At 73.6% G+C, this 9,699-nt stretch carries 9 protein-coding genes and 1 pseudogene; 7 read left to right on the top strand and 3 right to left on the bottom strand.

What is annotated here, in order from left to right; all coding sequences use genetic code 11:
• Positions 1-94: pseudogene (locus AB0G13_RS32400) on the bottom strand (adenylosuccinate synthetase); the annotation flags it as partial.
• Between the two features lie 148 nt (positions 95-242).
• Between AB0G13_RS32400 and AB0G13_RS32395 the strand changes: the two are divergent.
• From AB0G13_RS32395 to AB0G13_RS32385, 3 genes are all read left to right on the top strand, one after another.
• Complete coding sequence (locus tag AB0G13_RS32395; protein WP_357882777.1) at positions 243-1,151, top strand: hypothetical protein; 909 nt, start codon at positions 243-245, stop codon at positions 1,149-1,151.
• A gap of 322 nt (positions 1,152-1,473) precedes the next feature.
• Positions 1,474-3,321, top strand: a complete 1,848-nt coding sequence (locus AB0G13_RS32390; RefSeq protein ID WP_357882774.1) for a 2-oxoacid:acceptor oxidoreductase subunit alpha — start codon at positions 1,474-1,476, stop codon at positions 3,319-3,321.
• Complete coding sequence (locus tag AB0G13_RS32385) at positions 3,314-4,348, top strand: 2-oxoacid:ferredoxin oxidoreductase subunit beta (RefSeq protein WP_357882771.1); 1,035 nt, start codon at positions 3,314-3,316, stop codon at positions 4,346-4,348. The genes AB0G13_RS32390 and AB0G13_RS32385 overlap by 8 nt, the downstream gene beginning before the upstream one ends.
• A gap of 118 nt (positions 4,349-4,466) precedes the next feature.
• Here the strand turns inward: AB0G13_RS32385 and AB0G13_RS32380 are convergent, their stop codons facing one another.
• A complete protein-coding gene (locus tag AB0G13_RS32380; RefSeq protein WP_357882768.1) occupies positions 4,467-5,480 on the bottom strand; it encodes a potassium channel family protein in 1,014 nt (337 codons plus the stop codon).
• A 186-nt stretch (positions 5,481-5,666) separates the two neighbouring features.
• On the opposite strand from AB0G13_RS32380, the gene AB0G13_RS32375 reads away from it, so the two are divergent.
• The 3 genes from AB0G13_RS32375 to AB0G13_RS32365 all read left to right on the top strand — a co-directional run bounded on the left by AB0G13_RS32375 (position 5,667) and on the right by AB0G13_RS32365 (position 7,850).
• Positions 5,667-6,158, top strand: coding sequence for a helix-turn-helix transcriptional regulator (locus tag AB0G13_RS32375; protein ID WP_357882765.1), 492 nt, complete (start codon positions 5,667-5,669; stop codon positions 6,156-6,158).
• 138 nt (positions 6,159-6,296) lie between these two features.
• Complete coding sequence (locus tag AB0G13_RS32370) at positions 6,297-6,896, top strand: ATP-dependent Clp protease proteolytic subunit (protein ID WP_357882761.1); 600 nt, start codon at positions 6,297-6,299, stop codon at positions 6,894-6,896.
• 291 nt (positions 6,897-7,187) lie between these two features.
• Positions 7,188-7,850, top strand: coding sequence for a methyltransferase domain-containing protein (locus AB0G13_RS32365; RefSeq protein ID WP_357882758.1), 663 nt, complete (start codon positions 7,188-7,190; stop codon positions 7,848-7,850).
• Between the two features lie 24 nt (positions 7,851-7,874).
• Here the strand turns inward: AB0G13_RS32365 and AB0G13_RS32360 are convergent, their stop codons facing one another.
• A complete protein-coding gene (locus AB0G13_RS32360) occupies positions 7,875-8,852 on the bottom strand; it encodes a zinc-binding dehydrogenase (protein ID WP_357882754.1) in 978 nt (325 codons plus the stop codon).
• A 264-nt stretch (positions 8,853-9,116) separates the two neighbouring features.
• Between AB0G13_RS32360 and AB0G13_RS32355 the strand changes: the two genes are divergently transcribed.
• The gene (locus AB0G13_RS32355) at positions 9,117-9,488 is read left to right on the top strand and encodes a VOC family protein (RefSeq protein WP_357882751.1); all 372 of its coding nucleotides are present in this window, start codon (positions 9,117-9,119) and stop codon (positions 9,486-9,488) included.
• Positions 9,489-9,699: the final 211 nt, after the last annotated feature.

The raw sequence follows: 9,699 nt of genomic DNA, 5'->3' as shown, positions 1-9,699 counted from the left end.
CCTTGCTGACCGCGATCACCTTGCTGATCGCCGTCGGCGGGATGCCGGCGCCGACGCAGGCCCCGCCGGCCGTCGGGTTCGACGAGGTCACGAAGAACCCGGCGCCGTCGGTGCCGCCCGTGCGGCCCTCCGCGCCCGCCCCCACCCCGCCGGCGCCAGCGGCCGGGGTCAGCGTCACGACCGAAGACGTCACCCTGACCGCCGCCTACTGGAACGCGCCGAGCACGGTGACCACGCTGCGGGTGACCGTCACGAACACCGGCGCCACGCCCGCCCGGATCCGGCTGGCCTACACGCTCCCGGCCGGGCTGAGCGACGCCGGCACCGGGGGCTGCGCCCCGGCCGGCGGCGGGGAGCACCGCTGCGGCGAGTGGGCGAGCGCGCCCGGCGCCCGGTTCAGCACCCTGCTCCGCGTACGGGTCGACGGCGACGCCTGGAAGCGGATGCCGCTCAGCGGCTCCGTCCGGGTCACCGCGACCGCGCCCGGCGCGCCCGGCGTGGTGAGCGACGACGAGGGGTTCGCGGTGCTCTTCCCGCCCGGTCCGCCGGTGCCGGGGATCAGGCTGGCCGCCGACGCGGTCTCCTTCGACATCAGCGGCGGGTCGAGCGGGCTCGAGGTGCGCCTGGGCAACACCGGCCGGGTGGACGCCGAGGGCCGCGTCGAGGTGGCCCTGCCCGCCGGGGTGACCGTGCCGACGCCCCCGTCCGGCTGCACCACCGTCAGTCCCGCCCGTACGCGCTGCGCGTTGGGCACCCTCGCCGCCGGCCGGACCGCGCGGCTGCGGCTGCCGGTGACCGCGACGCCCGAGGCCCAGCGGCAGGCCCCGCTGGCCGGCGCGGTGCTCGGACAGCTCGACCCGCGCAGCGGCCCGACCCGGCAGGTGCAGATGAGCTTCCGGATCACCTCGGCCGCCGCGCTGGCGACGCCGGTGGCCTCGCCGCCCGCGCCGACCGGGTCGCAGGGCGTACTGGCCGCCGAGGCCCCGGCCGTCAGCGACGGCGGCGGAGGCGGCTCGGTACGGCGGACCGCGATCCTCCTGATCGTGATCTCCACGCTGCTGGTGGTGTTCGCCCTCGCGCTGGCGACCACCTCGCTGCGGCGCCGGATGACCGCCCCGGTGGCCGGGCCGTCCGCGGCGCCGACGGAGTGACCCGGGCGGCCCCGCGACGCCGGTACGCCCGGACCGGCGTCCCGCCCACCCCCGCGACCGGTGATCTGGATTACGGCGGCCGGATGGAAACACCTCAAATCGGGGTGGAATCTCGCTGTATCGCATCCCACACGGCGGCCTCCGAGAAGGTTGGGGCGGCAATTCGACGTAGGCTCTCAGGTGAGGTAACTACAGCGGACCGGGCCCGCCTCGGCGGGTCTGGTACAGCGGTGCGTCAAGGAGGTCACGTGGCCGGGCAAGGCGAGGTCACCATCATGTTCAGCCGCCCGCGCGACCGCGCCCAGCGAAGCGAGGTGCAGGCGTGACCAAGCAGATCCGTCAACTGGACCGGGTGGTCATCCGGTTCGCCGGTGACTCCGGCGACGGCATGCAGCTCACCGGCGACCGGTTCACCTCGGAGACCGCGCAGCTGGGCAACGACATCTCCACGTTGCCGAACTTCCCGGCGGAGATCCGGGCTCCCGCCGGCACCCTGCCGGGCGTGTCGAGCTTCCAGGTGCACTTCGCCGACTACGACATCCTGACCCCCGGCGACTCGCCGAACGTGCTGGTGGCGATGAACCCGGCGGCGCTCAAGGCGAACCTCGCCGACCTGCCGCGGGGCGCGGACATCATCGTCAACACCGACGAGTTCACCAAGCGCAACCTGGCCAAGGTCGGCTACCAGTCGAACCCGCTCGAGGACGACTCACTCGCCGGCTACGTGGTGCACCCGGTGGCGCTGACCTCGATGACGGTCGGCGCGCTCGCCGAGCAGGCGGTGTCCAAGAAGGACGCCGAGCGGGCCAAGAACATGTTCGCCCTCGGCCTGCTCTCCTGGATGTACAACCGGCCGTACGAGTCGACGCTGCGCTTCCTGGAGCGCAAGTTCGCCGCCCGCCCCGAACTGGTCGCGGCCAACGTCGCGGCGTTCCGGGCCGGCTGGAACTTCGGCGAGACCACCGAGGACTTCGCGGTCCGCTACGAGGTCAAGCCGGCGAAGATGCGGCCGGGCACCTACCGCAACATCACCGGCAACGCGGCCCTCTCGCTCGGCCTGGTGGCCGCCGGCGTCCGCTCCGGGCTGCCGGTCTTCCTGGGCGCCTACCCGATCACCCCGGCCTCGGACATCCTGCACGAGCTGAGCAAGCACAAGCGCTTCGGCGTGCTCACCATGCAGGCCGAGGACGAGATCGCCGCGGTCGGCGCGGCGCTGGGCGCGTCGTACGGCGGCTCGCTCGGCGTCACCACCACCAGCGGCCCTGGCGTGGCGCTCAAGAGCGAGACGATCTCCCTCGCGGTGGCGCTGGAGCTGCCGCTGGTCATCGTCGACGTGCAGCGGGCCGGCCCCTCCACGGGCATGCCCACCAAGACCGAGCAGGCCGACCTCAACATGGCGCTCTACGGCCGCCATGGCGAGGCCCCGGTCGCGGTGGTCGCGCCGAAGTCGCCGGCGGACTGCTTCCACGCGGCCATCGAGGCGGCCCGGATCGCGCTGACCTACCGCACGCCGGTCATCCTGCTCTCCGACAACTACGTCGCCAACGGCTCCGAGCCGTGGCTGCTGCCCGACGTCGAGTCGCTGCCCGACCTGCGGGTCGAGTTCGCCACGAAGCCCAACGGCGACGACGGCACCACGTTCCTGCCCTACCTGCGCGACCCGGAGACCCTGGCCCGGCCGTGGGCCGTACCGGGCACTGCCGGGCTGGAGCACCGCATCGGCGGTCTGGAGAAGGCCGACAAGACGGGCGACATCTCGTACGACCCGGCGAATCACGACTTCATGGTGCGCACCCGGGCGGCCCGGATCGAGACGATCCCCGTGCCGGACGTCGAGGTCGAGGACCCGGACGGCGACGCCCGGGTGCTGGTGCTCGGCTGGGGCTCCACGTACGGGCCGATCGGCGCGGCGTGCCGGGGCCTGCGCCAGCGCGGCCACGCCATCGCGCAGGCGCACCTGCGGCACCTCGCCCCGATGCCGGCCAACCTCGGCGCGGTGCTGCGCTCCTACGACCGCGTGGTCATCCCCGAGATGAACCTCGGCCAGCTCGCCCACGTGATCCGGGCGAAGTACCTGGTCGACGCGATCGGCTACAACCAGGTCCGCGGCCTGCCGTTCACCGCCGCCGAGCTGGAGACGATGCTGGAAGAGGTCCTGAAGAATGTCTGAGCCCGTCGCCCTCAAGCTCACCGCCAAGGACTTCAAGTCCGACCAGGAGGTGCGCTGGTGCCCCGGCTGCGGCGACTACGCGATCCTCGCCGCGATCCAGCAGTTCATGCCGGAGCTGAACATCCCGCGCGAGCGGATCGTCTTCGTCTCCGGCATCGGCTGCTCGTCCCGCTTCCCGTACTACATGAACACCTACGGGATGCACTCGATCCACGGCCGCGCCCCGGCGATCGCCACCGGCCTGTCGGCCTCCCGGCCCGACCTGTCGGTCTGGGTGGTCACCGGTGACGGCGACGCGCTCTCCATCGGCGGCAACCACCTGATCCACGCGCTGCGCCGCAACGTCAACCTGAAGATCCTGCTGTTCAACAACCGGATCTACGGCCTGACCAAGGGGCAGTACTCGCCGACCTCCGAGGTCGGGAAGGTCACGAAGTCGACGCCGGCCGGCTCGGCCGACGCGCCGTTCAACCCGCTGTCGCTCGCCCTCGGGGCCGAGGCCACCTTCGTGGGCCGCACCATCGACTCCGACCGCAAGCACCTCCAGTCGGTGCTGCGGGCCGCGGCGGAGCACCAGGGCTCGGCGTTCGTGGAGATCTACCAGAACTGCAACATCTTCAACGACGGCGCGTTCGACCAGCTCAAGGAGCCGGACACCCGCGACGACTTCCTGATCCGGCTGGAGCACGGGCAGCCGATCACGTTCGGCAAGGACGGGCAGTTCTGCGTCGTGCACCCGCCCGGCGGGTTCGGCCTGGAGGTCCGGGAGACCGCGTCGGTCAGCCCGGGGGAGATCGTCGTGCACGACGCGACGGTCGCCGACCCGGCGTACGCCTTCGCGCTGTCCCGGCTGCCCGGCCTGGACCTGCGGAACACCCCGATCGGCGTGTTCCGCTCGGTGGACCGGCCGTCGTACGACAGCGTGGTGCAGGGGCAACTCGCCGAGGCGAAGGCCAAGGTCACCGAGACCCCGGAGCAGCAGCTCGCCGGCCTCCTCGCCAGCGGGGACACCTGGACCATCCTCTGACCGACCGGCGCCGCGCGGCCCGTCCCGGCGGCGGGACGCCGCCGGTGGCCGCACGGCACCCGACGACGCGACAGGGCCCGTCACCGACCGGTGACGGGCCCTGTGTCACAGGCGTGGGTCAGGGCGTGGCGGTCGTCTGGGGCCGGTCGTCGCGCACGTGCACCAGCATGTCGCCGGTCTCGATGACCGCGCCGGCCTTGTCGGCCAGGGTGACCACCTTGCCCCGCCGGACCAGGGCGATGACCAGCGACTCCAGCTCGCGGGGGGAGCGGCCCACCTCGGACCGCTCGGCGGAGCGCATCGCCAGCGCCATGCCCTGGCCGGGGGTGAGCAGGTCCTCCACCACGTCGATCAGCGGCGGGGCCGAGGTGGACAGGCCCAGCAGCCGGCCGGCGGTGGCCGAGGAGACGATCACGTGGTGGGCGCCGCTCTGCTTGAGCAGCGGGGCGTTCTCCGCCTCCCGGGCGGCGGCGATGATCCGCACCTGCCCGGCGGTGAGCTGCCGGACGGTCAACGCCACCAGGACCGAGGCGTCGTCGCTGTCGGTCGCGATGATCACCGCCTTGGCGTTGCGTACGTGCGCCTCGTTGAGCACCGACGAGCGGGTCGCCGAGCCCTCGATCGCCACCAGGCCGGCCGAGGTGGCCTGCCGCAGCGCCGGACCGCTGCGCTCCACCACCACGATCCGGGACTTGTCCAGCCCGTTCTCCAGCAGGGCGGAGACCGCGCTGCGGCCCTTCGTGCCGTAGCCGCAGATGATGACGTGGTCCTTCACGGCTCTCCTCCACCGCGACAGGCGACGCCCGGTGCGGTACTGCTCGGTCAGCACTTCCAGGGTGGTGCCGACCAGGATGATCAGGAAGATCACCCGGGCCGGCGTGATGTAGACGACGTTGATCAGCCGGGCGGTCTGGCTGACCGGGGTAATGTCCCCGTAGCCGGTGGTCGAGAGGGTGACCACCGCGTAGTAGAAGCAGTCGAGGAGGGTCAGCGCGTCCTCGTTGACGTCGCGGTAGCCGTCCCGGTCGAGGTAGACCACGGCGACGGTCGCGAAGACCAGACCGAGGGCGGCGGCCAGCCGGAGACTCAGCGCGCTCAGGGGGCCCCGTCGCTGCGCGGGAAAGTGGATCACGTGAGGGCCCGCCCCGGCCCTGTCGTCGCCTGCACGACCACAACATAGCGGCATGCGCGGATCTCGCACGGCGGGGTCGTCGACCCGGGGATACGACGACGCGCGGCCGGACGGGCCGACCGGCGCGGCCGACAGGGGGCATGATGGGGGTGTCCCCCGGACGACGAGCCCGAGAGCGAGGCCCGCATGTCGTTGCTGCGACGAGTGATCGGCGGGGTGCTGCGCCGCTTGCGGCTGCGGCAGGGCCGCACGCTGCGCGAGGTGGCCGAGGCCGCCGGAGTGTCCGTGCCCTACCTGTCCGAGGTCGAACGCGGTCGCAAGGAGGCCTCCTCGGAGGTGCTCGCGGCGATCTGCCGGGCGCTCGGCATCCACCTGTCCGACCTGTTGGAGGAGGCGCGCGACGACCTGCGCCGGGTCGAGCCGCGCATCCCGGCCGCGCCCCGGGCCGGCCTGGCCCGGCTGGAGCGGGCCGAGGTCGGCCGTCCCGCCGCCCCGGCCGTGCGGGTCGGTCCCCGGGCCGGCGGCCCGCTGCTCCACCTGGGGCCGCGCACGGGCGGTCCGACCCTCCGGGTCGGGCGGCCCGCCTCCGCAGCGGGCGGTCGCCCCGGCCCGCGTACCCGCGTCGTGCTGGGCTGCGGGCGGGCCCGGGCGGGCGCGCGCACACTGACCGTCGTCTAGGCCGGCCGGTTCTGCCGTCGGCTGATCTGCCGCCGGCAGAATCGTTGGCTCCGCGCGCCCCGTTCCGCGCAGGCTGGAGGCGCCGGTCCCCCGGGCGTCCTCCGGTCGTCCGCCGGCACTGCCGAAAGGGCGGACGCGATGATCGGTCTCGACGTACGGATGTTGGACGGTGGGCAGCCCTCCTTCGGCGACCAGGTGTTCGATCGGCTGCTCAGGGAGCGGATCATCTTCCTCGGCACGGAGGTGACCGACGCCTCGGCGAACCAGATCTGCGCCCAGATGCTGCTGCTCGCCGCCGAGGACCCGGAGCGGGACATCGTGCTCTACATCAACTCGCCGGGCGGCTCGGTGAGCGCGGGCATGGCCGTCTACGACACGATGCGCTTCGTCCGCAACGACGTGGCCACGGTGGCGCTCGGCTTCGCCGGCTCGATGGGGCAGTTCCTGCTCTGCGCGGGCACGGCCGGCAAGCGTTACGCGTTGCCCCACTCGCGGATCATGATGCACCAGCCGTCCGGCGGGATGGGCGGCACCGCCGCGGACATCACCATCCAGGCGGAGAACATGCTGCACGTGAAGCGGACCATGCAGGAGCTGATCGCCCGGCACAGCGGGCGCAGCCTGGATGAGATCCAGCGGGACTGGGACCGCGACCGGTGGTTCACCGCCGAGGAGGCCCGCGAGTACGGCCTGATCGACCGGGTGGTCACGAAGGCCGAGCAGCTCCCGGGGAGTTGACGGGGCCGGGCCGCGACGGGGGCGGCCCGGACCGGTGACGCGCGACGGCGGCGGTCCCCGCGCGGGGCGAGACGTGGAACCGGGCGCCGGACGCGCCCCCTCGATCCGCGTCCGACCCCAGGTACGCGATGGCCGCCGCTGGTGCCGGCCGTCGATGGGCCGAGCCTATTCCCGCCGATGGGATTCCGCGCGGAGCTCGGGGCGCAGCGTCTTGCCCACGAATCTCGTTACATCCGACGAGGGACAGGCTCCGCCCCTGACAGGCGCCGGGGGCCGGTAACGTGCCGGTTCGTGAGTGGAGCGGACCAGCTGCGTGACACCCGGGCGTCCTACGACGTCATCGCCGACGCCTACGCCGAGCGGTTCCGGGACGAGCCGGTCGGCAACCCGTGGGACCGGGCGGTCCTCACCGGCTTCGCCGACCTGGTGCGAGCCGCCGGCAACGGGCCCGTCGCCGACGTCGGCTGCGGCCCGGGCCGGGTGACCGGGTACCTGCACGGGCTCGGGCTGGACGCCTTCGGCATCGACCTCTCCCCGCGGATGGTCGAGATCGCCCGCCGCGCCCACCCCGAGCTGCGCTTCGAGGTGGGCGCGATGCCCGACCTGGAACTGCCCGACGCCTCCCTCGGCGGCGTCGTGGCCTGGTACTCGACCATCCACGTCCCGGACGACCTGCTTCCGGCCACCTTCGCCGGTTTCCGCCGCGCGTTGATGCCCGGCGGTCACCTGGTCGTGGCGTTCCAGATCGGCGACGAGCCACTGCACCTGACCGAAGGGCTCGGCCACCCGATCTCGCTGGAGTTCCGGCGCCGGCGACCGGAGCGGGTCGCCGAGCTGCTGGCCGACGCCGGGCTGGAGGTCCACGTCCGGGTGGAGCGTGAGCCTGAGATCCTCGCGGGCCACCGGGAGCGCACGCCGCAGGCGTACCTGGTGGCCCGCCGGCCGACCGACTGAGGCCTTCGGCCCGCCGCCCCGGCGTCAACGCGCCACGGTCAGCACGACCTTGCCCAGCGCCCGGCGTCCCTCCAGGTCGGCGTGCGCGGTCGCGGCGGCGGCCAGCGGGTAGGTCGAGACCAGCGGCCGCCACCAGCCCCGCCCGGCCAGCTCCAGCGACCGGCCGGCCAGCGCCGGGATGCCGCCGGGCAGGGCCCGCATCCGCTGCCCCAGCCAGCCCACGGTCAGCCCCCGGCCGATGACGTCGCCCGTGTCGATCCGGGTCGCCTCCCCCGCCGACCAGCCGAACATCATGAACCGGCCGCCCGGCCTCGTCAGCTCCAGGGCGGCCCGGCCCACCGCGCCGCCCACCCCGTCGTACACCAGGCTCAGTCCGCCGACCCGCTCCCGCACCCGGTCGGCCCAGTCCGGGCGGCCGTAGTCGACCACGAGGTCCGCGCCCAGCTCGCGCAGCTTCGCCGTCCGGTCGACGCCGCGCGCCGCCGCCACCACGGTGGCGCCGGCCGTCCGCGCGGCCTGCGCCAGCAGCCAGCCGACCCCGCCGGCCGCCGACGGCACGAAGACGACGTCGTCCGCCGCCGGCGGTTCCAGGTCGAGGATCCCGAGGGCCGTCCGGCCCGTGCCGACCGCGGCCACCGCCTCGGCGTCGGTCAGCTCCGGCGGTACGACGTACAGCGACCCGACGGCGGTGACCGCCTGCTCGGCGTACCCGCCCGGCACCATGCCCAGGTGCGCGACGACCCGCTTGCCGCGCCACGACTCGTCCACACCCTCGCCCAGCTCGTCGACGACGCCGACGACCTCCCGGCCGGGGATGGTGGGCAGGTCGGGCAGCGTGAACGGGCCGCCGGCCTCACCCCGCCGCAGGGTCGTGTCGAGCAGGTGCACACCGCTGGCCGACACGGCGATCCGGACCTGGCCCGGGTCGGGTGTCAGGTCCGGCAGGTCGTCGAGCACCAGGTTGCCGGGAGGACCGAACTCGTGAAGTCGGATCGCACGCATGCCACCATCCGACATCCTCAATCGAGCTTGAGGTCAATACCGGTCCCCGGATCGGACGGTCGGCGCCACCCGCGGCACCGGAACATCGAGCCGGCGGGATCGGCCGGCCGGAGCGTCTGGTGGCGCTGCCGCTCCGGGTGTCCGCCGGGACCGGGCCACCCCTGCGCGCCCTCGGCCACGCCCACCACCTTCGGCGGGTACCTTCACTGGCACGGTGACCCGGGGCACCGGTCATCGCGCCATCACGATGACGGGAGAGGTCGGATGATCGGTCGACTGCACTCGGTGGTGCTGGACTGTCCGGACGCCGAGAAGTTGGCGGCATTCTACGTCGAGCTGACCGGCCTGGAGTGGGCCGACAGCGACGGACACTGGGTGACGTTGAAGGGCCCGGACGGGCACCCCCGCCTCTGCTTCCAGAGCGTCGACGACTACCGGCCGCCACAGTGGCCGGATCCGACCCGGCCGCAGCAGGCTCACCTCGACGTGGAGGTGGACGACATCCGGGAGGCCGAGCAGGCGGTGCTCCGGCTGGGCGCCACCCTGCTGCGGGGCGGCGGGGGCCGCAGCAGCGGTTTCCGGGTCTACGCCGACCCGGTGGGGCACCCGTTCTGCCTGGTCTGGGGTCAGGACTGACACCACGACCGGCCAGCACCAGGCCGGGTGGGCTCGCCGTGCCGCCGGTCCGACCGGGGCGACCACCCGGTCGGCGCTGCTGTCGTTCTGCGGCGGCCCCTCCGGGCTTCCCGCTTTCCGCGCCAGCCGCCGGGCGTGTTGCGTGGCCGGAGTCGGAGCGCCAGCGAAGCGACGGACGCGCGCCCAGGCGGCGGCGCGTGCGGCCCGTTCA

It is taken from the genome of Micromonospora sp. NPDC023633 (genome assembly GCF_040640035.1).
Lineage (GTDB): Bacteria > Actinomycetota > Actinomycetes > Mycobacteriales > Micromonosporaceae > Micromonospora.
The sequence above is the reverse complement of the archived record's forward strand: the minus strand, read 5'-3'. Positions and strand labels throughout refer to the sequence as shown.